Source organism: Actinoplanes sp. CA-142083 (assembly GCF_050942195.1).
Taxonomy (GTDB): Bacteria; Actinomycetota; Actinomycetes; order Mycobacteriales; family Micromonosporaceae; genus Actinoplanes.
On sequence record NZ_CP192076.1, the window covers coordinates 2535412 to 2561208 of the forward strand.

The 25797-nt window shown below is 70.5% G+C and carries 24 protein-coding genes; 5 read left to right on the forward strand and 19 right to left on the reverse strand.

Going from position 1 to position 25797, the window contains the following annotated elements; translation table 11 throughout:
- Window positions 1-11 precede the first annotated feature (11 nt).
- Window positions 12-2741: a BTAD domain-containing putative transcriptional regulator gene (locus ACQPZX_RS12015; protein WP_433378621.1), complete on the forward strand. Its 2730-nt coding sequence runs from the start codon at window positions 12-14 to the stop codon at window positions 2739-2741.
- 181 nt (window positions 2742-2922) lie between these two features.
- Here the strand turns inward: ACQPZX_RS12015 and ACQPZX_RS12020 are convergent, their stop codons facing one another.
- From ACQPZX_RS12020 to ACQPZX_RS12030, 3 genes are all read right to left on the reverse strand, one after another.
- The gene (locus tag ACQPZX_RS12020) at window positions 2923-6468 is read right to left on the reverse strand and encodes an Ig-like domain-containing protein (protein WP_433378624.1); all 3546 of its coding nucleotides are present in this window, start codon (window positions 6466-6468) and stop codon (window positions 2923-2925) included.
- Window positions 6469-6785: 317 nt separating this feature from the next.
- Window positions 6786-8048, reverse strand: a complete 1263-nt coding sequence (locus ACQPZX_RS12025; RefSeq protein ID WP_433378627.1) for a prolyl oligopeptidase family serine peptidase — start codon at window positions 8046-8048, stop codon at window positions 6786-6788.
- Between the two features lie 92 nt (window positions 8049-8140).
- Complete coding sequence (locus ACQPZX_RS12030) at window positions 8141-8629, reverse strand: RidA family protein (RefSeq protein ID WP_433378629.1); 489 nt, start codon at window positions 8627-8629, stop codon at window positions 8141-8143.
- A 52-nt stretch (window positions 8630-8681) separates the two neighbouring features.
- Between ACQPZX_RS12030 and ACQPZX_RS12035 the strand changes: the two genes are divergently transcribed.
- The 4 genes from ACQPZX_RS12035 (at window position 8682) to katG (ending at window position 12061) form a co-directional block, all read left to right on the forward strand.
- Window positions 8682-9044, forward strand: coding sequence for a VOC family protein (locus tag ACQPZX_RS12035; RefSeq protein ID WP_433378632.1), 363 nt, complete (start codon window positions 8682-8684; stop codon window positions 9042-9044).
- A gap of 121 nt (window positions 9045-9165) precedes the next feature.
- On the forward strand, window positions 9166-9348 hold the full coding sequence (locus ACQPZX_RS12040) for a hypothetical protein (RefSeq protein ID WP_433378635.1): 183 nt from the start codon (window positions 9166-9168) through the stop codon (window positions 9346-9348).
- Between the two features lie 62 nt (window positions 9349-9410).
- Complete coding sequence (locus tag ACQPZX_RS12045) at window positions 9411-9830, forward strand: Fur family transcriptional regulator (RefSeq protein WP_433378637.1); 420 nt, start codon at window positions 9411-9413, stop codon at window positions 9828-9830.
- On the forward strand, window positions 9830-12061 hold the full coding sequence (gene katG, locus ACQPZX_RS12050; RefSeq protein WP_433378640.1) for a catalase/peroxidase HPI: 2232 nt from the start codon (window positions 9830-9832) through the stop codon (window positions 12059-12061). The genes ACQPZX_RS12045 and katG overlap by 1 nt, the downstream gene beginning before the upstream one ends.
- A gap of 48 nt (window positions 12062-12109) precedes the next feature.
- Here katG and ACQPZX_RS12055 read toward each other — a convergent pair whose 3' ends face one another.
- The 16 genes from ACQPZX_RS12055 to ACQPZX_RS12130 form a co-directional block, all read right to left on the reverse strand.
- A complete protein-coding gene (locus tag ACQPZX_RS12055) occupies window positions 12110-12895 on the reverse strand; it encodes a cyclase family protein (protein WP_433378642.1) in 786 nt (261 codons plus the stop codon).
- 60 nt (window positions 12896-12955) lie between these two features.
- Window positions 12956-14050 (reverse strand): nucleotide disphospho-sugar-binding domain-containing protein, encoded by a 1095-nt coding sequence (locus tag ACQPZX_RS12060; protein ID WP_433378645.1) that lies wholly within the window; start codon window positions 14048-14050, stop codon window positions 12956-12958.
- A 19-nt stretch (window positions 14051-14069) separates the two neighbouring features.
- Window positions 14070-14540, reverse strand: a complete 471-nt coding sequence (locus ACQPZX_RS12065) for a nitroreductase/quinone reductase family protein (protein ID WP_433378647.1) — start codon at window positions 14538-14540, stop codon at window positions 14070-14072.
- Window positions 14541-14557: 17 nt separating this feature from the next.
- Window positions 14558-15307, reverse strand: a complete 750-nt coding sequence (locus tag ACQPZX_RS12070) for a D-2-hydroxyacid dehydrogenase family protein (RefSeq protein WP_433378650.1) — start codon at window positions 15305-15307, stop codon at window positions 14558-14560.
- Window positions 15308-15320: 13 nt separating this feature from the next.
- Window positions 15321-15488, reverse strand: coding sequence for a hypothetical protein (locus ACQPZX_RS12075; RefSeq protein WP_433378653.1), 168 nt, complete (start codon window positions 15486-15488; stop codon window positions 15321-15323).
- Window positions 15485-16477: an amidohydrolase family protein gene (locus ACQPZX_RS12080; protein ID WP_433378656.1), complete on the reverse strand. Its 993-nt coding sequence runs from the start codon at window positions 16475-16477 to the stop codon at window positions 15485-15487. The genes ACQPZX_RS12075 and ACQPZX_RS12080 overlap by 4 nt, the downstream gene beginning before the upstream one ends.
- The gene (locus ACQPZX_RS12085; protein WP_433378659.1) at window positions 16477-16992 is read right to left on the reverse strand and encodes a 3-hydroxyanthranilate 3,4-dioxygenase; all 516 of its coding nucleotides are present in this window, start codon (window positions 16990-16992) and stop codon (window positions 16477-16479) included. Before ACQPZX_RS12085 ends, ACQPZX_RS12080 begins: the two co-directional genes overlap by 1 nt.
- Window positions 16989-17411, reverse strand: a complete 423-nt coding sequence (locus ACQPZX_RS12090; protein WP_433378662.1) for a RidA family protein — start codon at window positions 17409-17411, stop codon at window positions 16989-16991. Before ACQPZX_RS12090 ends, ACQPZX_RS12085 begins: the two co-directional genes overlap by 4 nt.
- A complete protein-coding gene (locus ACQPZX_RS12095; RefSeq protein WP_433378665.1) occupies window positions 17408-18112 on the reverse strand; it encodes a 2-keto-4-pentenoate hydratase in 705 nt (234 codons plus the stop codon). Before ACQPZX_RS12095 ends, ACQPZX_RS12090 begins: the two co-directional genes overlap by 4 nt.
- On the reverse strand, window positions 18105-19121 hold the full coding sequence (dmpG, locus tag ACQPZX_RS12100; protein ID WP_433378667.1) for a 4-hydroxy-2-oxovalerate aldolase: 1017 nt from the start codon (window positions 19119-19121) through the stop codon (window positions 18105-18107). Before dmpG ends, ACQPZX_RS12095 begins: the two co-directional genes overlap by 8 nt.
- Before the next feature lie 64 nt (window positions 19122-19185).
- Window positions 19186-20064: an acetaldehyde dehydrogenase (acetylating) gene (locus tag ACQPZX_RS12105; protein WP_433378670.1), complete on the reverse strand. Its 879-nt coding sequence runs from the start codon at window positions 20062-20064 to the stop codon at window positions 19186-19188.
- Window positions 20061-20846 carry a 2-keto-4-pentenoate hydratase gene (locus ACQPZX_RS12110; protein WP_433378673.1) on the reverse strand — a complete coding sequence of 262 codons (786 nt, stop codon included), beginning with the start codon at window positions 20844-20846 and terminating at the stop codon, window positions 20061-20063. The genes ACQPZX_RS12105 and ACQPZX_RS12110 overlap by 4 nt, the downstream gene beginning before the upstream one ends.
- Window positions 20843-22300 (reverse strand): 2-hydroxymuconic semialdehyde dehydrogenase, encoded by a 1458-nt coding sequence (locus ACQPZX_RS12115; RefSeq protein WP_433378676.1) that lies wholly within the window; start codon window positions 22298-22300, stop codon window positions 20843-20845. The genes ACQPZX_RS12110 and ACQPZX_RS12115 overlap by 4 nt, the downstream gene beginning before the upstream one ends.
- Entirely contained in the window at window positions 22297-23610 is a 1314-nt protein-coding gene (locus tag ACQPZX_RS12120; protein ID WP_433378679.1) for an FAD-dependent oxidoreductase, read from the reverse strand. Before ACQPZX_RS12120 ends, ACQPZX_RS12115 begins: the two co-directional genes overlap by 4 nt.
- Window positions 23607-24851: a kynureninase gene (gene kynU, locus ACQPZX_RS12125; RefSeq protein WP_433378682.1), complete on the reverse strand. Its 1245-nt coding sequence runs from the start codon at window positions 24849-24851 to the stop codon at window positions 23607-23609. Before kynU ends, ACQPZX_RS12120 begins: the two co-directional genes overlap by 4 nt.
- Window positions 24851-25741, reverse strand: a complete 891-nt coding sequence (locus tag ACQPZX_RS12130) for a tryptophan 2,3-dioxygenase (RefSeq protein ID WP_433378685.1) — start codon at window positions 25739-25741, stop codon at window positions 24851-24853. The genes kynU and ACQPZX_RS12130 overlap by 1 nt, the downstream gene beginning before the upstream one ends.
- Window positions 25742-25797 lie beyond the last annotated feature (56 nt).

Genomic DNA, 25797 nt, shown 5'->3' on the forward strand with positions numbered 1-25797 from the left:
AAGCTGCGTCAGTGCTGGTGGTGGCGGTGCTGGGGCCGGTCGCGCTGACCCGCGACGGGGTGCCGCTGACGCTGCCGGGCGGCAAGACGACCGAGGTGCTGATCCGGCTCGCGCTGGAGGCGGGGCGGCCGGTGCGGGCCTCGCGGCTGATCGAGGACCTGTGGGGCGGGGACGCCACGCCGAACGCTTTGCAGGCCAAGGTGTCGAAGCTGCGGCGGGTGCTGGGCGATCCGGATCTGGTCAGCGGCGACGCGAACGGCTACACGCTGCACGTCGACCCGCGGGCGGTCGACGCGCTGGAGGTTCTGCGAGGTGACGCGGGGCTATCGCTTTTCACCAGCCCGGAGATTCTGCCGGACGCCGGCGATGGTGAATGGCTCGGGCCTTGGCGGGCGCGGCTGGGCGAGGCTCGGCTGCGGCTGGCCGAGCGGCATGTCGCGGCGCGGCTGGATGCCGGGGAGGCGGGCGCGCTGGTCGGCGAGTTGGAGACGCTCGTGGCAGAGCATCCGCTGCGCGAGGAGCTGTGGCGGCTGCTGATCACGGCGTTGTACCGGGATGGGCGTCAAGGGGATGCGCTGGCGGCTTATCGGCGGGCGCGGGCGCTGCTCGCGGAGGAGCTCGGGGTGGATCCGGGGTCGGCGCTGCGGGATCTCGAGCGCCTGATTCTGGTGCAGGATGCCGCGCTGGCGCCGGGGAACCTGCCGCCGCTGGCAGCGTCGCTGATCGGCCGGGATGCGGATTTGTCGGTGATAAGCGACCTGGTGGCTGACGAGCGTTTGGTGACGGTGGTCGGGCCTGCCGGGGTGGGCAAGACGCGGCTTGCGTTGTCCGTGGCCACCGAGCGCGGCGGCTGGCTCGTGCGACTCGAGTCGGTTGGCTCGTCGGAGACCGGTGTTGGTGAGCTGTGGCGGGCTGTCGGAGAGGCTTTCTCGATCGCGGAGGCGACCGAGCCGATGGTCGTCGAGCGGCTGCGGGGGCTGCACACGTTGCTGTTGCTGGACAACTGCGAGCACCTGGTGGAATCCCTCGCCCCGGTCATCGCCCGCATTCTGGGGGCCGCGCCCGGCGTCCGGCTTCTGGCAACAAGTCAGGTGCCGCTGGGAATCGATGGAGAGATCGTCCAAGCCTTGGAGCCGTTGCCGCCGGACGCGGCCGCGACTTTGTTCCGGGAACGGGCCGGGCGCCACCGCCGCATCGGGCCGGATGAGGACGTCGCTGGGGTGGTGCGCCAACTGGACGGTCTGCCGCTGGCGATCGAGCTGGCCGCGGCGCGGGCGAAAGCGTTGCCGGTCCCCGAGATCGCCCGGCGCCTGGGCGACCGATTCACGCTGCTCAACGATCCGAACAGCCGCCGGCCCGCCCGGCGGCGCACGCTGCGGGCGGCCATCGGTTGGAGCTACGACCTGCTGTTCCCGGACGACCAGCGTGGACTGTGGGCGCTGGCCACCTTCGTGGGCGGCGCCTCGCTGGAGGCCGCCGAGCGCGTGATGGGCGCACTGGACGTGCCGTCCGCGGCGGCGCTTGACGTGCTCGACCGGCTGGTGGACCGTTCGCTGGCCATCGCCGGAGTGACCGGCGACGGGGTGCGTTACCGGCTGCTCGACAGCGTGCGCGCTTACGCCCGCGAGCGGTCGCAATCGGCCGAGGTCGCTTCGCGTGCGCACGCGGACTGGTTCGGCGAGGCGGCGTTGCTGGCGGCCGAGGGCCTGCGTGGCGGGGAGCAGGCGCGGCATCTGGCTTTCGTTCGCGCCGAGCGGGCCGACATCGACGCCGCGCTCGCCTGGGCGAAGGCCAACAACCCGATGCTGGCCCTCCGGATCGTCAACGGCTTCGGCTGGGCCTGGATCTTCCTGGGCGCAGGCGCCGAAGCCGCCCGGCGAAGCCGCGACATCCTGGCCGCGGCCGGCTCGGACGCGCCCGAGGCCGAGCGGGTCGACGCGTTGCTGTTCGCCGCGTGGTTCGAGGCGTCCGGCGGCGACCTCGACCGCGCCTTCGCCGACGTGCGAACCGCCCGGGAGATCGCGCCGCTCCCGCGCACGCTGCTGTTTCTCGCCTTCCTGCACAGCCAGCAGGGCCAGCCGGCCGCCGCCTTGAAGGCACTCGGCGATTTCCTCGGCACCCGGCACCGGGAGGGCGCCGCGCTCGGTGGTGGCGAGGGTGCCGCGGCCGGTGGCCGGGAGGGTGCCGTGGCCGAAGTCGGCGGGTGGGAGGAAGGGGCGGCGCGCCTTCTCGAAGCGTGGGCGCAGACCGGGCTGGGCGACACCGTGGCGGCACGGAAAGCCTGCGACGCGGCGTTGCGGATCCTCACTCCGCTGGGCGATGCGTGGGTCCTGAGCCACGCCGAGGCGTTGCTTGGCGGTCTGGCGCAGGTCGAGCTTCGATACGCGGACGCAGTCGCCCATCTGACGCGGGCCGCGGACGCCGCGCACCGGCTGGGGTTCGCCGCGGCCGAGGCGCTGCATCTGGTCAACCTCGGCCGGGCACAGCAGCAGGACGGCGCTCCTCACGAAGCGCTGGACACCTTGGACCGGGCGGCCGTCACGGCGGGGACTGTGGGCGAGTTGCGCGGGGCCGCCTTCGCGCGCACCCACCGCGCCCAGGTGCTGTATGAACTGGGCCGCCTCGACGAGTGCCGGGCCGATCTGGCGATCGCGCGAGGCTTCTACGAGTCCGCCGGCGGCGGCGACGGCGACCAGCTCTCGGCGCGGCTGGCCGCGACGCTCGACCGCGACCCGCTCTAGGCGCGGCTCGCCGCGGCACCCGACCGCGACCTGCTCTCGGCGCAGCTTGCCGCGGCGCTCGACTGCTACTGAACCCCACCCGTAACTGGGTGGGGCTGATTCAAGCACCGCGGTATGACACTTTCGCGCCGCCGTCCACAGGCCCTCCCGCTTTCAGGAAACGGGAGGGCCCAACGACCAGCTACCTCTTGACGAGCGTCACCGTGATGGGCTGGCTCGCGGTCTGGCCGGCCGCGTTGGTGAACGTGACATTTGCCGTGACGTCGAGCCTGCCTGCCCTGATCAGGGCCTGGCGGTAGGCGGGCGTCACCGACACGCCGAGCGTTGCGGTTCCGGCGTGGTTCACCTTGGACGTGACGGTTTCGACTTTGTCGCCGGTGAGGGTGACGGTTCCGGAGCTGTTGACCGTGACGCTGACGGTAGCCGTACCCGTGAAGGGGTTGGTCTGGATCTTGTTGATCTTCACGGTGGGGGGTGCGGCGACGGTGTAGGTGACCGGTGCGGAGAGGCGCGTGTGGCCGGACGAGTCGGCGACGAGGGCCTGGAGCACCACCCTGCCGGCGGCGGTCGGTGTCCAGCTGAACTGGTACGGCGAGGTGGACGTGGTGCCCACCTTGACGCCGTCGACGAGCAGCGAGGCGGACTTCACCGCGAAGTCGTCGGTGGCGGTGACCAGCGGGGTGACCGCCGTGCCGACCTGGAAAACCGTGCCGCGACCGGGGTCGGCCAGCGTAGCCGTGGGGGAGTGGTCGGCGACGCGGCCGAAGCTGGTCGGGACCGAGCGCGGCGGCGACGAGAGCGGCTTGGCGATGACCACCGACCCCGAGACGACCGGCTTGCCGCCGAAGTAGCTCCGCGTGATGACGAAGGGTGTGTCGCCGTCGTTGGAGGCCGCGTAACCGTTGCCGGTGATGATGTCCCCGGAAGCCGTGACCGTGCCGGCGTCGGTAAGGGCGAAGCCGCCGGTGATGCGGCTGTCGTCGACGAAACCGTCCACCCCGCTCGTGTACCGGATGCCGGCGCCACCGCCCGTCACGACCGTCCCGAAGACGTAGCCGTGGTTGCGGATGCCGGTGCGGACGAGGTTGTCGGCCGCGCCGTCCTTGCCGCGGGCGCCGTCGAAGAGGATGCCGCCGGACTGGTAGCCGGTGACCACGCTGTCGGCGACGGTGAGCTCGCTCTCGACCGTGCCGGAACCAGTGCCCTGCACCATGCCGGTCTTGATGACGCCCCAGCCGTGCGGGTGCGCGGCCTTCTCCTCGTCGGTGGTGGCCACCTTCATCGGGCCGACGACGCTGTCGGAGATGCGGCCGGCGGCGCCGAAGTAGGCGATGCCGGCCTCGGCCCAGGTGTTCCCGGAGGTGACCGTCACGCCGGAGATGTCGACGAACATCTCGTTGGTATCCGTGGAGCCGAGCGACTGCCTCGACACGGTGATGACGTTGCCGCCGCCGTCGCGCAGGTACGGCTCGGTGCCGGCCAGGGTCGCCAGCGACTGGTCGGGCTCGATGGTCACCTTGTCGGCGCCCGCGCCCTTGATCTTGAGTGACTTGGTGATGGTGAGGCCGTTCCGCGCGCCGGTCATCACGGGGTTGGCGTTGGCGTTCACCGGAGTCGAGGACTCCTGGTAGGTGCCGGCGCAGACAACGATGGTGTCCCACGGCGACGCATGGTCGACGGCGGACTGGATCGAGGTGAACTGCGCGTTCGGGCACTGCTGCTTGTCGTCGTCGACGGTCCAGCGGGTGCCGCTGTCGGCCAGCTTCACGTTGCCGGGCCTGTTGTCGTAGGAAGCGAGGTAGGAGGCCGGGATCGGACCTCCGAGCGCGTAGCGGCCGTAGCCGGCGCCGTTTGCCTTGTTCGTCCCGTCGGAGAGGATTTGCGCGCCCCGAGCCAGAGCCTCCTGGAACCGCACGTCGGCCAGCTGGATCGATCCCGAGTCGGTGAAGCGCAGCTCGAGCTTCTCGAGGGCCGAGAGATCGACACCGGCGAAAGCTTTGAGCGGCACCCGGATCTGGTCCAGCACGATGTGCGTGTTCGGCGTGTTGGTGCCGGTCGACATGTGCAGCGCGTTGCCCCAGCGCGGGTCGCCGGCGTCGACCGAGGCGCTGTGCCCGTCGAGGTCGGTCAGCACGATCTGGAAGCGCTGCGTGGTCGACGCCGGGTCGTACGAGGTGGGTTTCTCGTTGGGCCAGCTCCCGGTGGCGGCGTCCCGGGTGTTGTCGCCCCGGTTGTCGGCGCCCGGGTTGCGGGTGTCGAAGAAGTTGACCGCGGCGTCCAGCGCGAGGGCCTCGAGACCGCTGACGTTCTGCGACGCGGCCGGGATCTGGGCGGTGAGCGTCGCGGGCGAGCTCTGGTCCCAGGCCAGGGTGAGCTGGCGGCCGTACGAGTGGTTGATCGGGCTGTTCTCGCGGGTGCCGTTCTGGCCGCCGAGCGCGGTGGCCGCCGGCAGCGGGCACTGCTTCATGGCGGTGGGCAGGCCGGTCTTGCCGAGCTGCGCCGGCGCGAAGTCCATCGGCTCCGGGTTGCACCAGTCGTAGGTGGCGAAGCCGTTCCCGCTCAGCGTGCCGCCCAGAGAGTTCAGGGTCAGCGGGTTCTCCACCTCGGGCCGGATCACGTCGACCCGTTCCTGCGGCGCCGCGAAGTAGGTGGTGTTGACCCGCTCGTTGCACGGGATCGCCTTGCCCGAGTCGCTCGTCGGGCAGGCTGACGCCGGCACCTGAAGGCCGGACGGGGTGTTCGACAGCTCGCCGGTCATGTACGGGTCGAACGCGCCCTCGCCGCCGATGTACCGCCGGAAGAACGCGGCCATCGTGGCCAGGCCCAGCTTCTCCTGGTCGCCCATCCGCTCGGCGTCACCCGAGATCTTCGTGTTGACCGCGGGGTTCAGCGGGTCGGAGTTGTCGATGGCGTAGTTCCGGGCCGGGTCGGTGTAGCTGGCCGCGCCGGAGAGCCGCAGGTTGTGCGGGTGGATGTTGGTGGTCGCGAACGGCGCCGAGTTGCCGCAGGCCGCGTCGTTGTTGGCCTGGCCGTCCGCGCCGCCGTCGGCGTACCAGACGGTGTTGTACCAGTTGTGGATGGCGCCGAGGTGCTCGACCTGGATCCGCGGGAACGGATCGTCCGGGTTGACGTACTGGCTGCGCTCGAACAGGCGGGCGCCCTGCAGATTGGAGACGTCGCCGTCACACATGGGCAGGATCGTCATGTACGGCATCCCGTACGGCGCCTTGCGCTCGTAATCCACCGGTGCCAGCGAGATGACGCCGCTGATCGGGTAACGCGGCCCGTCGGTGCGGATCCGGTTGTAGTCCAGGAAGTTCGATACCGCGTCGCCGCCGCGGGAGTGCCCCATCAGGCCGATACGGGTCATGTCGAGGCGGCCCGAGAGCGTGGTGCCGATCGTGGTGTGCGCGTCGATCGGCAGGCCCTTGGCCCTGCTCGCCGCGCTGATCGCGTCCAGGGTGGCGGCGATGAGCATGCGCCGGTTGTGCATGCCCTTCCCCTTGTTGTTGTCCTGGCGCATCATCAGCTGGTCCTGCGAGATGGAGAACGTGGTATAGCCCCAGGTCGCGAGGTTCTCCGCGAGGTAGGCGTACCCGTCCTCGTTGTGCTTGAACTGCGCGCAGGACGCGGTCGCCGAGTCCTGGCCGGAGTCGCACGAGCCGTGGTTGCCGTGCACCAGCACGATCAAGGGGGAGGGCTTGGTGCGCAGCGAATAGTCCGGCATGTACAGCTGGCCGCGGATCTCGACCTGCTCGGCCGCCTGCGAGGTGCCGGGCGTGGGCGCGGCGCCGTCGGAGTTGGGTTCCTGGATGGTGGCGAGGCCGAACTTGGCCTCCTCGATGACCTGGTGTCCGTATGGTCCGCGCGCCGTGGGGTCGGGCAGGGCCGTTGTTGTCGCCGGGGTGGTCGCCGCGGCCGTCGAGGGGACGGCCAGCGCGAGGGGGACCGCGATCGCGGCGATCACCCCGAATATTCGAGCTGTCACAGCCGGGCACGCTAAACAGCAGACGTTTCTTGTGGATTTCCTATGTCGCACGTCTTTCACTCGTCATTGCGCTGCCCGGCCATCCATTGCCAAATGTGTTTTCCGCGGATACTCGGGTCATTGCGGGCAACGTAGATCCACGACCAGTGGCCCGGGAACTGATGGCCGTTCCAGATGACGTGGTCGTACAGGGTCATCCGCGCGCCCGGGATCACGTCGTGCGCGTGGATCGTGTTGGCCTCGGGGTCCACGGTGTCGTCGTCGAGCGAGGCGACCAGCCAGGTGGGGGTGCGGATCGCCGCCAGCTCGGGGTCGGGCAGCTGCGGCGGCGCGCCCTCCGTCAGCGCCTCGACCACGCCACAGATCGGCACGGACGACGCGAAAAGGTCACGGTAGACGGTCGTCATTTTCATGCTCATATAGCCGCCGTTGGAACAGCCGACCACATGGATCTTTCGAGGATCAACGGCGTTTTTCCGTACGACTTCGCGGATGATCTCCAGAATTTGCGGGGCGAAACGGTCGCCGTCCTCGAGCCAGAACGACGTGCTCTGCGGCGCGACCACATAGGCGCCGTCGAAGATCCGTTGCGCTTCCCGCGTCGAGAAGCCGAGCGCCCCGCGGTTCGCCCGCAGGGTGGTCTCGTTGTCGTAGTAGTTGTCCGGCAGGGAAGCGCCCTCGCCGCCGCCGTGCAGCCAGACGACGAGCGCGCGTCCCCGGTGGTGGCCGGGGGAGTAGAGCCGATACTTCATGCCCGAGCCGGAGACGTGGTAGCTGTACGCGTCGACCTCCGGATTGGACAGCCGGCCCTGCACGAACCGCTCGATCGTGATCGGCCCGCCGTGGCGCCGGGTCAGCGGCGCGTTCTGCGTGATCGTGTACGTCAGATCGAGCCGGACGTTGCGGCCTTTGCTCGCGATGTACCCGAGCGTGCCGCCGCCCACCTGCCCCTCGGCATAGTCCAGCTCGAGCACGATGTTCCCGCGCCGGTCGAGGCGGGCCGCGGTCACCGCGCGGTCGAGGTCGTACTCGCTGAAGATCTGGTCGCCCGGCGCGAGCGGGATCGGGCTGGTGGCCTTGGCGTGCACGCTGAACGTGCCGGTGGTCAGCGAGGCCGGGTCGATCGGCCCGAGCCGGCCGGCGTCGAGGGTGACGGCGACGACCTGCTCGCCGCCGTCGAGCGTGACGGCGTTGAGCGTGAAATTGAGGCGGCTGTGGGCTTGCGCGGCGGTCTGCAGAAAAGCGCCCGGGAGGGCGAGGCCGGCGGCCGCTCCCGCGCCGGTGGCGAGAACCGAGCGACGGCTGATGAGGTGGGCCATGAGGACTCCCTGTCTCGATCCCCCGTGCCGCTAGGACATCGATCCCGGTCTACCTCTATTTTCGACCACCCGGTCGGTTTGTTACCTGCTTGTTACCTGGGATTCAAATGAACTTCCGCCTCGATCTCGACCGGGATGCCGAACGGGAGCGACGCCTGGCCCACCGCGCTGCGGGCGTGCGCGCCGACCTCGTGGCCGAACACCTCGAGGATCAGGTCGGAGAAGCCGTTGATGACCTCGGGCATGCGGTCGAAGCCCGGCGCCACGTTGACCATGCCGAAGACCCGGCCCCACGCGGCGATCCGGTCCAGGTCGCCGAGAGCGCGGGACAGGCTCGACAGCATCGCCAGGCCGGTGAGCCTGGCCGACCCGTACGCGTCATCGATCGTGACCTCGGCGCCCACCTTGCCCCTCGGCTCCGCGAGAGTGCCGTCCGGCGCGAGCGGGCCGTGGCCCGCGACATAGGCGGTCGTGCCCACCACCCGCACCTGCTGGAACGGCAGCCGCACGCCGCCGGGTGCGCTCACCGGCGCGGGAAGGATCAGGCCGAGCTCCGCGATGCGATCGTCGATGACACCCATGATCGGATTGTGCCACCGGGTTGAAACACGGCGCGAAGGGTACGCGGCCGGCATGACGAGCAGGTTCGCGCAGTGGACGCTGGACGTGCACGACGTGGCGCGCATGGCGGAGTTCTGGTCGGCGGTGCTGGGCTACCGCGTCGACTTCGGCACCGACGGCGACGCCCACCTGTGGCCGCCGGGCGGCGGGCTCAGCGTCTGGCTGCAACCCACCGGCGCGGCCAAGGCCGGCAAGAACCGCGACCACCCCGACCTGGTGGCGATCGACGGCGACGTCGAGGGCGAGATGGTCCGGCTGCTGTCGCTGGGCGCGGTGCGGGCCGACGTGGGGCAGAAGGGCGACGAGGGCTTCACCGTGCTGGCCGACCCGGAGGGCAACGAGTTCTGTCTCCTGCATCGCTCTTCTCCAGGCTAGACACGCGGGCGAGAAGATCCCGTACGAGCGCGCTTGACGAAACGGGCATAGGGTCCGGACCCGTGAACAGTGATGCGAATCCGATCGATGCCGCCGTTCTGTCCTGGGCCCGCGCCGTCTCGTGGCGTGGAGCATTCAGATCCGCGGCAACGAGGTCCCGGCCGAGGTGGAGCTGACCGCGCGCAAGCACGGGCTCGGCACGCGGAGCTCGCTGCCGTTCCTGCATTCCTCCGCGTCCGGCCTGCCGTTGTACCAGCGGATGGGCTTCGTCACCGAGGAGAGCTGGACACTGTTCTTGCCCTGACCCCCTATCCAGCCCTGATTCCTATTCTTGATTTATTCCAGATTAGGTCCTACGTTGGTCCGGTGACATCCGACCCGGCAGCGCAGCTGCGGTCGGTCTCGTTGCGCGTGACCCGTCCGCGTCTGGCGGTGCTCGCCGCGCTGCGCGACCACCGGCACGTCGACACCGACACGGTGATCGAGCTGGTGCGCGCCGATCACCCCACGGTCTCCCACCAGGCGATCTACGATGTGCTGCGAGCGCTCACCGACGCCGGCCTGATCCGGCGCATCCAGCCCGCCGGCGCGACCGCCCGCTACGAGGCCCGGGTGGGTGACAACCACCACCACGTCGTCTGCCGCTCCTGTGGCGCGATCGCCGACGTCGAGTGCGCCGCCGGCCATGCCCCCTGTCTCACCGCCTCGGACGATCACGGCTTCGTGATCGACGAGGCGGAAGTCGTGTATTGGGGCACCTGCCCCGACTGTTCGGAAGGAATCTGATGAGCGACACCCAGGACCCGAAGGCCTCTGGCTGCCCGGTCGCGCACGACTCGGTGACCGCAACCGGCAGCGAGAGCGAGAACCCCGCGATCGACTCGCCGCGCCCGCACACCGGTGGACGCCCGCGGACGAACAAGGACTGGTGGCCCAACCAGCTCGACCTGTCGGTGCTGCACGCCCACTCGTCCAAGAGCAACCCGCTGGCCGGCGACTTCGACTACGCCAACGAGTTCGCCAAGCTCGACGTCGACGCCCTCAAGCAGGACATCGTCCAGGTCCTCACCACCTCGCAGGAGTGGTGGCCGGCCGACTTCGGCCACTACGGCGGTCTGATGATCCGCCTGAGCTGGCACGCCGCGGGCACGTACCGCATCCACGACGGCCGCGGCGGCGCCGGCGACGGCGGCCAGCGGTTCGCCCCGCTCAACAGCTGGCCCGACAACGCCAACCTCGACAAGGCCCGCCGCCTGCTCTGGCCGGTCAAGCAGAAGTACGGCCAGAAGATCTCCTGGGCCGACCTGCTGGTGCTCGCCGGCAACGTGGCCCTGGAGTCGATGGGCTTCAAGACCTTCGGCTTCGGCTTCGGCCGCGTCGACACCTGGGAGCCCGAGGAGATCTTCTGGGGTCCCGAGGACGCCTGGCTCGGCGACGAGCGCTACGCCTCGGAGAAGACGATGAGCGAGGGCGTCGGCGCGACCGAGATGGGCCTCATCTACGTCAACCCCGAGGGCCCGAAGGGCAGCGCCGACTTCCTGGCCGCCGCCCACTTCATCCGGGAGACCTTCGGCCGGATGGCGATGAACGACGAGGAGACCGTCGCGCTCATCGCCGGCGGCCACACCTTCGGCAAGGCGCACGGCGCCGGCATCGCCGACAACCACGTCGGCCCCGAGCCCGAGGGCGCGGAGCTTTCGGCGCAGGGCCTCGGCTGGCTCAGCAGCCACGCCTCCGGCAAGGGCGCCGACACGATCACCAGCGGCCTCGAGGTCACCTGGACCGACAAGCCGACGCAGTGGAGCAACCGCTTCTTCGAGATCCTCTTCGGGTACGAGTGGGAGCTCACCACCGGCCCCGGCGGCGCCAAGCAGTACGTCGCCAAGGACGCCGAGGCGATCATCCCGGACGCGTACGACCCGGCGAAGAAGCACGTCCCCACGATGCTCACCACCGACCTGTCGCTGCGTTTCGACCCCACGTACGGGCCGATCTCGCGCCGGTTCCTGGAGAACCCCGACGAGTTCGCGCTCGCGTTCGCCAAGGCCTGGTACAAGCTGCTGCACCGCGACATGGGCCCGGTCAGCCGCTTCCTCGGCCCCTGGATCGCCGAGCCGCAGCTGTGGCAGGACCCGGTCCCGGCCGCCGAGGGCGCGCTGGTCAGCGAGCTCGACGTGGCCTCGCTCAAGGCCAAGGTGCTGGAGTCCGGCCTTTCCGTGTCCGAGCTGGTCTCGGCCGCGTGGGCGTCGGCCGCCAGCTTCCGCTCCACCGACAAGCGCGGCGGGGCGAACGGCGCCCGGATCCGCCTCGAGCCGCAGCGCAGCTGGGAGGTCAACCAGCCGGTTGCTTCCGTGGTGGCGGCCCTGGAGGGCATCCAGCGCGAGTTCAACGCCGCCGGCGGCGCGCAGATCTCGCTGGCCGACCTGATCGTGCTGGCCGGCTCGGCCGCGGTGGAGAAGGCCGCGGGCGACGCGGGCGTCAAGGTGACCGTGCCGTTCCGCCCGGGCCGCACGGACGCCACCCAGGAGCAGACCGACGTCGAGTCGTTCGCGGTGCTCGAGCCGCGGGCCGACGGCTTCCGCAACTACCTGCGCGCCGGCGAGAAGCAGCAGCCCGAGGTCCTGCTCGTCGACCGCGCGTACATGCTGAACCTGACCGCGCCCGAGATGACCGTGCTCGTCGGCGGCCTGCGGGCCCTCGGCAACGGCGGCACCCGGCACGGCGTGCTCACCGACAAGCCGGGCGTGCTGACCAACGACTTCTTCGCGAACCTGCTCTCCCCGGGCACCCGGTGGAAGGCGTCGGAGTCCGAGGAGTACGTGTACGAGATCCGCGACGTGGCCACCGACGAGGTGAAGTGGACCGCCTCGGTGGTCGACCTCATCTTCGGCTCGAACTCGCAGCTGCGGGCCGTCGCCGAGGTGTACGCGAGCGAGGACGCCCACGAGAAGTTCGTGAACGACTTCGTCGCCGCCTGGACGAAGGTCATGGAGCTCGACCGCTACGACCTCGCCTGAGGTTCTGGTGAAAGCGGGCCCGGCCGATCGGCCGGGCCCGCATTGTTGTCACCACTTGGCGAACACGCGTGCCTGTCCGCCGGAGCCGCCCTCGTACGGGATCAGGCCGACGATGATCGTGGCGCCTTCCCGGGGGATGCGGTCGAGGTTGGCCAGATTTTCCAGGCCGTAGCGGTCGGCGCCGGTGAGGGCCAGATGCGTCTCGAACTCCTCGGAGATGCCCGGGTCGATGCTGAGCGTGTCGACGCCGAGGCTGCGGATGCGGCGCTTGCTCAGCAGCCATTCGCAGGCGTCCACGCCGAAGCCGGGGAAGTGCAGCGTGCCGGCGGCGTCGGTGCCGCGGTACGCGTCCGGGTCGCCGACCTTGGCGCCCCAGCCGGAATACATGAGCACGGCGGCGTCGTCGGGGATGCGGCCGTGGCGGCGCTCGAAGGCTCGCAGGTCGTCGACCGTCACGACCGTGTCGGGGTTGCGGGCCGCCCGCGCGGCGATGTCGATGACGACGGCCGGGATGATCAGCTCGGACGGCCGCAGCTCGGTCGACACCCGCCCGCCCGCGGTGAAGTGCGCGGGCGCGTCGACGTGGGTGCCGATGTGCTCGATGATCCGCCATTCCTGCATGTAGTAGCCGTCGTCCTCGATGGTCGTGACGGTGCGGCGGACCGCCTCCTCGCCGGGCGAGAAGGCCGGGGTGTCGGGGCCCAGGGGATAGGTCAGATCGCGCAGACCGTGCCCGCTCGCCTCGGCGGGCGTGGCCATCGCCGCGGACGCGACAACGGCCGCGCCTCCGAAGAGCGCGGCTCGGCGGGTCAGGGTTGAGTCGACAGTGCACATGCGGCTCGGTTCCCTCCACTCGACTGGCTTTCGTACATCCTGCACGAAAGCCCGGTCGCGTCAGCCGCTTACGAGCTTTTCGAGCTCGGGAACCACAGTGGCCGGCGCCGGCATCGCGGCGATCTCGGCCGCCACCTCCTGCGCCGCGGCGCGCAGGCTCTCGTCGGTCAGCAGCCGCGTGAGGTCGGCCGCCGTGATGGCCTTGGCTTCGACCGCCAGCCCCGCGCCGCGTCGGGCGAGCAACTCGGCGTTGTGGCGGCGGTCGCCGGCGCCCGGCGTGGTCAGCTGAGGCAGGCCGGCGGCCAGGCCGCCGAGGACGCTTCCGGCCCCGGCGTGATGGACAAAGGCCGCTGCATGGGGCAGAGCAAGATCCAGCGGTACGCGGTCGACAGCGCGCACGTTCGCCGGCAACCCGCGGGTGGTGGCCGGCCGCACCAGCACGAACTCGGCGTCGACCGCGCCGGCCGCGGCGATGACCGCCGGCCCCGGATCGCCGTCGTTCGGCCCCGCGAGGGTGCTGCGGCTGACCAGAACCCGGGGCCGCTCGCCCGGCGCGAGCAGCCAGTCGGGGATATCGCCGCCGCCCGACCACGGCACCGGCCGCATCGGGATCGCCTCCGGCGCGGGCGCGTCGCGCATGCTCGGCGGGATGACAGTGATGGTCAGCTCGGGGTTGGGGATGTCGAGCTTGGCCAGCGTGCTGCTGGTGGTGACCGCGCGGAAGAGGTCGGGAGCGGGCCAGAGCGTGTTTTCCTGCAACGCCGTCGGGATGCACAACCGCCCGCCGACGATCGCGCCCGCCTCGCCCAGCGACTCGAAGACGATCAGGTCGGGCTGCTCCCGCTCGGCCAGCGCCTGCAGCGGCTCGACCAGCGCGAGGTTGGCCCGCCCGAAGAGCTCGCCGACCATCGCGAGCCCGGCAACGCCGCGCATCTCGTCACGGGCCACGCGCGGATGCCGCAGGGCAACTCGGATCGCGCTGCGCGGCAGACTGAACCCGCCGCCGATGTCGGCGGTCCGCAGCCCGCGCACATCAGACGGAAAGCCCCCGGACGCCAGAATCACGTCGTGCCCGGCGTCGCGGCAGGCCGCGGCCAGCGGGATCAGCGGCAGCAGATGCCCCTGCAGCGGGGCGGCGACGAACACGATGCGCATGGTCCGGGTTTTATCACCCTCAGTCTGAGGCGTTGCTGAGCGACAGACGGAAAATCCGCAGCGTGCGATGGGAGGCGCGGGTGCGGTACGCCTCGTAGCCCGGCCACTGGTCGACGATCAGGTTCCAGAGACGCCGGCGGTCCTCGCCCTCGGCCTCGACGGCGGTGACCGGCAGCTCGCGGCCGCCCAGGGTCACGTGTGCGGCGGGGTTGGCGCGCAGGTTCCAGGCCCAGGCGGGGTCCTTCTCGCCGCCCCAGTTCGAGGCGATGACGATGAGGCTCTCGCCGTCGCGGACGTACTGCAGCGGGTTGCTCCGGGGCAGCCCGCTACGCCGGCCGGTCGTGGTGAGCATCAGCGACGGGGCCATGCCCAGGGCCACGACGCGGCCGCGGGTCACCCGGCCGAGCCAGCGGTCGACGCCGACCAGGCTGCGGGCCATCGGCGTGAAACCGGGCCACGATCCGACGGCACGCCACATCTTTCTCCACATCGGGAGAGGATCGCACGTCACCCCGCGGAAGGCGTCAGGACCCGCAGTGGGGTGCCCGCCTGCCAGGCGGCGATGTTCTCGACGATCTGCTCGTACCAGGCGCGGTAGGTGGCGTCGGTGACGTAACCCAGGTGCGGGGTCAGGACCGTGTTGGGCGCGCCGCGCAGGGGATTGCCCAGCGGGAGCGGCTCGGTGTCGTACACGTCGAGGCCGGCGCCGGCGATGGTGCCGGCGGTCAGGGCGGTGGCCAGCGCGGCCTCGTCGACGATCGGGCCGCGCGAGGTGTTGATCAGCACGGCGGAGGGCTTCATGGCGGCCAGCTCGGGAGCGCCGATCAGGCCGCGGGTGCGGTCGCTCAGCTTCAGATGGACGGTGAGGACGTCGGCGGCGGCGAGCAGCCCCTCCTTGGTCACCAGCGTCGCGCCGGCCGAGGTGGCCTGGGCGGCGGTGAGGTTCTGGCTCCAGGCGATCACCCGCATGTCGAACGCCTGGCCGACCCGTGCGACCTTGCTGCCCAGCCGGCCCAGGCCCAGCACCCCGAGCGTGGCGCCGGCCAGGTCGAAGCCGACGGTGGTCTGCCAGCGGCCTTCGCGCAGGGCCCGGTCCTCGGTGACCACGTGGCGGCGGCAGGCGAGGATCAGCGCCCAGGCGAGCTCGGCGGTGCTGACCCCCGAGCCGGTGGTGCCGCAGACCGTGACGCCGGCGCGTGCGGCCGCCGCCAGGTCGATCGAGGCGTTGGCCATGCCGGTGGTGACCAGCAACTTCAAATCCGGGAAATCGTCAAAAGGGGGTGCGTTCCCGCATCGCGACGACGACGTCGGCGCCACGCAGGGCCTCGGCCGGCCTGTCAAGATGCTCGTGCAGCACCACGATTTCAGCGTCCAGCGACTCGAACGACCCGTACCGGCGCGCCACCCGCTGGTAGTCGTCCAAAACCACGATTTTCATAGACCGAGGAACTCCAGGGCGTTGGTGCTCAGCAGTTTGGTCCGCTGCGCCTCGCTCAAGAACGTAGCGTTCCGCACCACCGCGCCCGCCGGCCGCTCGCCCAGCGGGTACGGGTAATCGCTGCCCACCACGACCCGGTCCTCGCCCATGGTGTCCACGAGCAGCCGTAGCGCCGGCTCGCTGAACACGACCGAGTCGACGTAGAAGCGGTCGACATAGGAGCTCGGCGGCATCGTGGACTTCCCGCGTACGATGTCGCCGCGCCGCTCCCAGGCGTTGTCCGCCCGCCCCAGCCAGTACGGGAAGCTGCCGCCCCCGTGCGCGAAGCAGAGCCGCAGCGACGAGGGCACCCGGTCGAGCACCCCGCCGAGCACCAGCGCGAGCGCCGACAGGTGCGTCTCGGCCGGCATCCCGGTCAGCCAGCGCGCCATCCACCGGTCGAGCCGCGGCCCCTCCGGCATGTCCCACGGGTGCACGAAGACCGGCGCCCCCACGGAAGCGCAGTGCTGGAGGAACTCCACGATCCCGGCGTCGTCCAGATCGCGGTCGCCCACGTGGTTGCCGATCTCCACGCCCACGTGCCCGGCGGCGAGGCAGCGATCCAGCTCCGCACAGGCGGCCGCCGGGTCCTGCAGCGGCACCTGGCAGAACGGGATGAGCCGGGAGTCGCCGGCCGTGACGTCCAGTGCCAAGTCGTTGAAGATCCGCGCCAAACGAGCGGCCTGCGAAGGCGTACGGTCATAACCGAAAAAGACCGGCGTAGGCGAAACCACCTGCCGTGACACACCATCGTCGGCCATGTCCGCGAAGCGGACGGCCGGATCCCAGCACGACGAGTCGATCCGGCGGAACTCGCGATCGCGGATCATGATGACCGCCTCGCGCTCGGTCTCGACCTTCAGCCAGGGCCAGCCGTCCCCGCCGCACGCCACGGCAAGGTCCGGCCAGCCCTTCGGCACGACGTGGGTGTGTACGTCGATGACCTCCATCAGCCCTTGCCCGGATGCAGCGCGCCGCAGTTGTCGCAGGTGCGCGCCTTCTCGTCCTCGTAGAACGCGGTGAACACCGGCGGCAGGTCCTCGACGATGTCGCGCACCTGCAGCTCGACCTCGTGCACGAGCGCGTTGCAGTCGAAGCAGTACCACTGGAACTTCTCGAGCGTGCCCTCCTCGCGGACCCGCTCGACTACCAGGCCGATCGAGCCGGTCTCGGGCCGCTGCGGGGAGTGCGGCGTGTTGCCGGGCAGCACCCACATCTCGCCCTCGCGGATGTGCACGTCCTTCGGACCCTCGGGCGTCATCGTCTTGACGTGCATGTTGCCCTTGACCTGGTAGAAGAACTCCTCGTACGGGTCGACGTGGAAGTCGGTGCGCGAGTTCGGGCCGCCGACCACCATGACGATGAAGTCGTCGCCGGTCGGGAACATCTGCTTGTTGCCGACCGGGGGCTTGAGCAGGTGCTTGTTCTCGTCGATCCAGCCGGGGAAGTTGATCGGGTCGGTCATGGCTGTGCCTCCTTGCGCAGGATCGCTACGGCTTGCATCTCGATGAGCAGGTGGGGGTGGGGCAGCTGATGCACGGCGACGGTCGTTCGCGTCGGCCCGTTTTCGTCGAAAAATTCGCCATATACCGCGTTGTAGCCGCCGAAGTCATTCATGTTGACGAGATAGGTGGTGACCTGGACCAGATCTTCCAGGCTCGCGCCAACCTCGCGGAGAATGTCTGAAATGTTCCCGATAACCGCCCGGGTCTGCGCGGCGATGTCGAGCGAAGTGGTCCCGAGCGCGTCGACGGAAGCGCCGACGATCGTGTTGTCCGGCCGCCGGCTGCTGGTCCCGCTCACGAAGACGAACCCGCCGGCCACCTTCACATGCGGAAACCTCCCGCGTGGCGTGGCCTTGCCGGCCACGACCCGCGCGGTCACGACGAAACCTTCAGCTGAGCGGTCCCAAGCTTTTCCACCTCGACGCGTACGGCGGAGCCGGGCTTGACGGACACGGCCGCGGTGGCCGCCCCCGCCAGCACGATCGACTCATCCGGGATGGCCCGGCCGGGGTAGAGCCGCGCCGCCTCGGCGAAGGCCCGCCGCGGATCGCCCAGAATCGCCGCCGTGGACCCGATCTGCACCACGCGCCCGTCGATCTCGAGCAGCACACCCAGGTTCTCGACGCCGGCCGGAACCGGCTGCCAGTTCCCCACCACGAACCCGGCCGCCGACGTGTTGTCCGCGATCACCTCGGGCAGCGTGAACTTGAAGTCCAGCCATCGCGAGTCGATGACCTCGATCGCCGGCGCGATGGCCGCGATCTCCCCGCCGCGCACCAGGAACGCGACCTCCGGTTCGACCTTCGGGTGGATCCGCTGCGACAGGTCGAGGGAGCCGCCGTCGGCGATCCGCATCGCGTCGGTGAGCCACCCCCAGATGACCTCGTCGACGCCCATCTGCTGCATCTTGGCCCGGCTGGTCAGCCCGAGCTTGATCCCCACGGCCTTCTCACCCCGGGCCAGCCGGCGGTCGACCACGTCCCGTTGCACCGCGTAGGGGTCATCGGTCGCGAAGGAGCCCGACCGCAGCTCCTTGACCCCGGTGAGCGCGTCGTCGAGCGCGTCGGCGTAGTCAGTCATTCTTCGTCTCTCCAACAAGATCCAGCGCCACGTCCACGATCATGTCCTCCTGGCCGCCCACCATCCGGCGACGGCCCAGCTCGACGAGGATCGTGCGCACGTCCACGCCGTACGTCGACGCGGCGGATTCCGCGTGCCGCAGGAACGACGAGTACACGCCCGCGTAGCCCAGCGACAGCGTCTCCCGGTCCACCCGCACCGGCCGGTCCTGCAGCGGCCGCACGATGTCGTCGGCCGCGTCCATCAGCGCGAACACGTCGCACCCGTGCTTCCAGCCGTTCAGCTCGGCCACCGCCGCGAAGACCTCCAGCGGCGCGTTGCCGGCCCCCGCGCCCATCCCGGCCAGCGACGCGTCCACCCGGTACACCCCGTGCTCGACGGCCACGATGCTGTTGGCCACGCCCAGCGACAGGTTGTGGTGCGCGTGGATCCCGATCTCGGTGCCCGCGTCGAGGACCTGCCGGTACGCGTCGGCCCGCTCGGCCACGTCGTTCATCGTGAGCCGCCCGCCGGAGTCGGTGATGTAGACGCAGTGAGCGCCGTACGACTCCATCAGCTTCGCCTGCTTGGCGAGCTCGGCCGGCGGGCTCATGTGCGACATCATCAGGAACCCGGAGACGTCCATCCCGTTCTCCCGGGCCCAGCCGATGTGCTGCGCGGAGATGTCCGCCTCGGTGCAGTGCGTCGCGATCCGCACGCTGGTCACCCCGAGGTCGCGGGCCGCCCGCAGGTCGGCGATCGTCCCGATGCCCGGCAGCAGCAGCGTGGTCAGCTTGGCGTTCCGCATGACGTCGGCGGCCGCGCTGATCCACTCGGCGTCGGCGGCCGCGCCCCGGCCGTAGTTGATGCTCGACCCGGCGAGCCCGTCGCCGTGCGCCACCTCGATCGCGGCCACGCCCGCGGCGTCCAGGGCCGCGGCGATCTGCCGCACCTGCTCGACCGTGTACCGGTGGCCGATGGCGTGCATCCCGTCCCGCAGGGTCACGTCCTGCACGTAGATCTCGGTCATGCAGAGCCTCCTTTGGCGTGCCCTTCTGGCCCTACGAACGCTTCGCTGACTCCGGTGCAGTCGGTCATGCCGCCACCATCCGTTCCGCGGTCCGCACGGCCGCCGACGTCATGATGTCGAGGTTTCCGGCGTACTCCGGCAGGTAGTGCCCCGCGCCCGAGACTTCTAGGAACACCGACACGAGCAGCCCGTCGTCGAGTGTCCGGAACTGCACCTCCTGCTTGAGGCGATACCCCGGCACGTATTCCTGGACCTGAGCGACCATCGCCGTGATCGATGCCGCGATGGCTGTTCTATCAGCGACGGAAGGGCAGAGGCAGTAGACCGTGTCGCGCATGAGCAGCGGCGGCTCGGCCGGATTCAGCACGATGATCGCCTTGCCCTTGTCCGCGCCGCCGATGACTTCGAGGGCCCGCGCGGTCGTCTCGGTGAACTCGTCGATGTTCGCCCGGGTGCCCGGACCGGCCGACTTCGACGCGATGGAGGCGACGATCTCGGCGTACGCGACGGGGGTCACCGCGGCGACGGCCGCGACGATCGGCACCGTCGCCTGGCCACCGCAGGTCACCATGTTGACGTTGCGCTCGCCCGGGTGCGCCGCCAGATTGACCGGCGGCACCACGTAGGGCCCGATGGCCGCGGGCGTCAGATCGACAACCTTCACCGCGTACGCCTTGAGCACCTCGTCGTTGTGCCGATGGGCGCCCGCCGAGGTGGCGTCGAAGACGATCCCCACATCCGCGAACTCCGGCAGCGCGACCAGCCCTTCGACGCCTTTAGCGGTGGTGGCGATGCCGAGCCGCTTCGCACGGGCCAGCCCGTCCGAATCGGGGTCGATGCCCGCCATCGCCACCATCCGCAGCTCCGAGGAGGTGCGCAGCACCTTGAACATCAGGTCGATGCCGATGTTGCCCGACCCGATCACGGCCACGCCGACCGTCATCTTTGCTCTCCCGTCGAGAAGTTCGCCCGCACCGATCCCAGCCCCGAGATCCGCGCCTCGTAGGACGCGCCCGTCTTCGCCGGGACCATCGGGCCCAGCGCGCCCGACAGCACCACGTCGCCGGCCCGCAGCGGGCTTCCGGCGGCGGCCAGTGTCGTGGCCAGCCAGGCCACCGCGTGCAGCGGATTGCCGAGACAGGCCGCGCCCGCGCCCACCGAGACCGGCTCGCCCGCGTGCTCCAGCACCGCGCCGCACAGCCGCAGGTCCACATCCGAAATCCGCCGCGGCGACGTGCCGAGCACATAGAGACCGCTGGACGCGTTGTCGGCGACGGTGTCCACGATGGTGATGTCCCACCCGGCGATCCGCGAGTCGACCACCTCGATGGCCGGCAGCAGGAAGTCGGTGGCTCGCACGACGTCCGCCACGGTCACCTGACGCTCGGGCAGATCGGCGCCGAGCACGAACGCCACCTCCGCCTCGACCCGTGGCTGCAGCAGCGAGCCGTGGTCGATCTCGGCGCCGTCCGGCACCGCCATGTCGGCCAGCAGCACGCCGAAATCGGGCCGGTCGACGCCCAGCTGGCGCTGCACGGCGGGCGCGGTCAGCCCGATCTTCGCGCCCACCGGCCGGCGTCCCGCCTTCACCCAGATCTCGACCTGGGCCCGCTGTGCCGCATAGGCGGCGTCGATGTCGCCGACCGGGATCAGCCGTTCGCGCACCGGGGCGATCGGCTTCTTCGACGCGTAGGCGTCGAGAAGCTCGTCAACGACAGTTGTCATGCCATGTCCACGCAGACATTCGTGTACTCCGAGTAGAAATCGAGCGAGTGGCGACCGCCCTCGCGGCCCACCCCCGAGGCTCGCATGCCGCCGAACGGCGTGCGAAGGTCTCGCAGGAACCAGGTGTTCACCCAGACGAGCCCGACGTCGAGGCGGCTCCCGGCGCGCAGGGCCCGGCCGACGTCGCGGGTCCAGACGGTTCCCGCGAGGCCGTAGGCGCTGTCGTTGGCGAGCGCGAAGGCCTCCTCCTCGTCGTCGAAGGGCGCGACGTGGCAGATCGGGCCGAAGATCTCCTCCCGTACGGCGCGGGCGTCCTGACCGAGACCGGTGATCACCGTGGGCTCGATGTAGGAGCCGCCGTCGCGCGCGTCGCCGAGGTGCGGCACGCCGCCGCCGGCCAGCACGGTGGCGCCCTCCTGCCGGGCGAGGTCGTAGTAGCCGAGCACCTTGTCGCGGTGCGCCTTCGAGATCAGCGGCATCGTGCCGGTGCCCTCGTCGGTCGGCCAGCCGTAGGTGAGCTCCTTCGCGGCTGCGGCAAGGCGGGAGACGAACTCGTCGAAGACCGGCCGCTGCACGTACAGGCGCTCGGTGCACAGGCAGACCTGACCGCCGTTGGTGAAGCTGGACCGGACGCTGCCGGCCACGGCGGCGTCCAGGTCGCTGTCGGCGAAGACCAGCCCGGCGTTCTTGCCGCCGAGCTCGAACGACACCGCCTTCACCCCGTCGGCGGCGGCGCGCATGATCGCCGAGCCGGTGGCCGACTCGCCGGTGAAGGTGATCGCGTCCACGTCGGGGTGGGTGGTGAGCCACTCGCCGGCCGCCTCCGGGCCGTGCCCGTGCACGAGGTTGAAGACGCCCTCGGGCACGCCGGCGGCGGCCATCGCCTCGGCCAGCACGGTCGCCGAGGCCGGCGTCTCCTCGCTGGGCTTGACCACGACCGCGTTGCCGCACGCCAGCGCGGGCGCGACCTTCCAGGTGAGCAGCAGCAGCGGCAGGTTCCACGGCACGATGATCGCGACGACGCCCATCGGCTTGCGGACCGCGTAGTTCAGCGCCCGCCCGCCGCTCGCGGTCGCCGTCGTGAACGACTCGGTGCCGGTGGCGGCCACGATGTCGGCGAACGACCGGAAGTTCGCGGCGCCGCGCGGGATGTCGAGCGTGCGGGCCTGCGCGATGGTCTTGCCGGTGTCGGCCACCTCGGCCTCGACCAGCTCGTCGAACCGCTTGTCGAGCTCGTCGGCGATCCGGCGCAGCGTCGCCGCGCGCTCCTGCTCGGTGGTGCGGCCCCACGGTCCGCGCACCGCGTCGCGCGCGGCGGCGACCGCCTCGTCGACGATGCCGCGGTCCGACTCGGTGACCGTGAAGACCTGCTCGCCGGTGACCGGGGAGAACTTGGCGAACGTGTCGCTCGGCGCCCGGAACTCGCCGGCCACGAAGTTGCGCAGCACCTTCATCGGCGCACCGCCTTTCCGATCAGGGCCGCCGCGACCACGCCGGCGGCCGCCGCCACCCCGGCGAGGACCTGGTGCTGGCGGCGGACCCGGCGGCGGACCGTCGAGTACGGCGTGGTGGAGAACGAGACCAGCTCGTACCGCGAAACATAGACGCCCGGCAGCAGTCGCTCCAGGGTGTGCTCGATGCTCTTGCCCAGCTTGAACAGCGGGTCGGCGACCTTGTCGCGCATCTCCACGAAGTTCGCGAGGGCCATCTCGGCGATCGCCTCGCTGTTCTCGCGGCGGCCCTGCTCGTACAGCGGCAGCGCGGCCGACCAGTCGTCGCCGGTGGCTTCGAGGCAGCGGTCGAGCTCGACGACGTCCTCGAACGCGGCGTTGGCGCCCTGGCCGTAGAACGGGACGATGGCGTGCGCGGCGTCGCCGATCAGCGCGACCCGGCCCAGCATCTGCCACGGCCCGCACTTGACCGTGCCGAGCAGGCCGACCGGATTGTGCCGGTAGTCGCCGGGCAGGTCGGGGATCAGCTCCATCAGGTCGGGGTAGTTCTTGCGGAAGTGCCGCTCGACCGCGGCCGGGCTGCCCAGCGAGGCGAAGCTGCCGGCGCCGCCGTTGGGCCAGAACAGGGTGCCGGTGAACGAGCCGTCCGGGTTCGGCAGGGCGATCATCATGGAGGTGCCGCGCGGCCAGATGTGCAGCGCTCCCGGGTCCAGCGCGAAGCCGCCGTCCCGGGCCGGGATGGTCAGTTCCTTGTAGCCGTAGTCGAGGAAACTCACCGTCTCTTCGAAAGCGTCCCCGGCGTACGCGAGAAGCAGCCCTCGTGTCGCGGAACCGGAACCGTCGGCACCCAGAACGATGTCCGCCTTGGCCTGACTTCCATCGGCGAAGCCGAGGGTCCCGGTCTCCGGATCGAGCTCGGTGAGCGGATGGTCGAAGTGGATGGTCACACCGGGCGTCGCCGACGCCGCGTCGAGAAGCGCGTCGTTGAGCGCGCCCCGGCCGATCGAGTTGATCGCCCGGTCCCCGGAAATGCTGTACGGCTGGAAGTTCGGCTCCGCGCCGAGCGGGTGCACCATCCGCCCGCGCATCGGCAGCGCGTCGGCGAGCACCTCCTCGGCCAGCCCGATGCGGCGCAGGGCGTCGATGCCGCGCTCGGAGAGGGCCAGGTTGATCGAGCGGCCGCGCTCGGCGCCGGTGAGCCGCGGGTCCGGACGGCGCTCGTAGACATCCACGCGGTAGCCGCGGCGGCCCAGATAGCAGGCGAGCAGGCCGCCGGTCAGCCCGGCGCCGATCACCGCGACGTGTTCCCTCATCGGTTTTCCTCCACGGTCTTGGCGAGGGCGTCGGCGGCCCGGCGGCAGTCCTCGTAGGTGGAATAGAGCGGCACCGGCGCGAACCGGACGACGTCCGGCTGGCGGGCGTCGGCGATCACGCCGTGCTCGAAGCGCAGCCGTTTGGTGAGCGCGCCCGCGTTGCCCTCGTGCAGCCGTACGGAAAGCTGGCAGCCGTGCCGCTCCGGCTCGCGCGGGGTGATCACGGAGAGCGGGCGGGTGGCTGTCACCTGGTCGAGGAAGCCGCGCAGGTAGGTGGTCAGGCGCAGGCTGCGCTCGCGCAGGGCGGCCATGCCGACCTCGTCGAAGATGCGCAGCGAGGTGCGGACCGGGCCCATCGCGAAGATCGGCGGGTTCGAGACCTGCCAGGCGTCGGCGCTGCGCGGCGGGCGGGAGGTGGCTGTCATCTCGAACCTGGTGGACGGCTCGGTGCTCCACCAGCCCTCGAAGCGGTGGAGCTCGGGGTTGCCGTGGTGGCGCTCGTGCACGAACACGCCGGCCAGCGCGCCGGGGCCGGAGTTCAGGTACTTGTACGAGCACCAGGCCGCGAAATCGGCGCCCCACTCGTGAAGCTGTAATGGGACATTTCCGGCGGCGTGCGCCAGGTCCCAGCCGACTACCGCGCCGACTGCCCGGCCGGCCTCGGTGATCCTGGGGATGTCCATCAGCTCGCCGGTGAGGTAGTTGACGCCGCCGAGCAGCACGAGCGCCACCTCGTCGGTTAGTTGGCTGACTACGTCGTCCACGCGGAGCGTGTCCTCGCCCTCGCGGGGCTTCAGCCGGACGACCGTCTCGTCCGGGTCCAGGCCGTGGAAGCGGGCCTGGCTGCGGACCGCGTAGCTGTCGGAGGGGAAGGCGGCGTCCTCGATGACGATCTTCGTTCGCTTACCGGCCGGGCGGTAGAACGAGACCATCAGCAGGTGCAGGTTGACGGTGAGCGAGTTCATCACCACCACCTCGGACGGCAGCGCGCCGACCAGCCGGGCGGCTGGGGCGGTCAGCAGCTCGTGGTACGGCAGCCACGGCCGGCCCGCGTCCAGGTGGCCCTCGACGCCGAGCCGCGCCCACTCGCCGAGGTCCTCGTTCAGCTCCGTCCTCGTGGCCTTCGGCTGCAGCCCGAGCGAGTTGCCGGCGAAGTACGCCACCTCGGGGTAGCCGCCGCCCTCGGCCGGCGGGATGTGGAACAGGTGACGGTGGCCGGGGTCCTTCTCGTCCAGGTCCATCACATGTCCGTTCGCGCGGTCCACAGCTCGGGGAAGACGGTGCGGCCCATGCTGCGCTGCAGCCAGGCCACCCCGTTCGAGCCGCCGGTTCCGGTCTTGGCGCCCATGGTCCGCTGGACCGCCTTCAGGTGCAGGTAGCGCCAGTCGCCGAACCGGTCGGCCACCTCGGTCAGCGCCTCGCCGAGCATCCGCAGGTGGTTGTCGGGCCCGTCGTTGCGGTAGATGTGCACCCACGCCTCGGCGACCGTCGGATCGGGCTCGTGCTCCTGGCTCTTGTCCCGGCCGACCAGCTCCGGGTCGATGTCGTGGCCGCTGCGGGCCAGGAGGGCGATCACCTCGTCCCACAGGCTCGGCTCCTGGATCGCGGCGGTGAGCTCGTCGAACGCCGCGGACCCGCGGAACGGGCGGATCAGGGCCGGGTTGCGCAGGCCGAGCATGAATTCCACTTGCCGGTACATCGCCGACTGGAAACCCGAGCCCTCGCCGAGCAGATCCCGGAAGCGGTTGAAGTCACCCGGGGTCATCCAGCGCAGCGTCTGCCACGCCGCGTTGAGACCCTCCAGGTGCAGCGCGGCGCGGCGCAGCGGCGCCAGCGCGGGCCACGGCTGATCAGCGCGGACGTGATCGCGAGCCTGGATCAGCTCGTGCCGGATGAGCTTGAAATACAGCTCCATGATCTGGCTGACGACCAGGAACGACATCTCGCCCGGGTCGCCGCTGAGCGTGCGCTGAAGCGTGTGCAACGTGCTGGCGTGCACGTAGGAGTCGTAGGGCACGCGCTGCCCGAACTCCAGCGTCGGACGCCCCTGGTTACGGGCCGACCGTTCGTCTCGTTGCGCAGCCGTCGTCGGCCGTACGACCGCAGTGTCCACGGATTCCACGCGCTCCATACTTTCTCCGCGAGCGCCTCCTCCGGAATGCCGATTTAACGGTGCTGACCACCGAT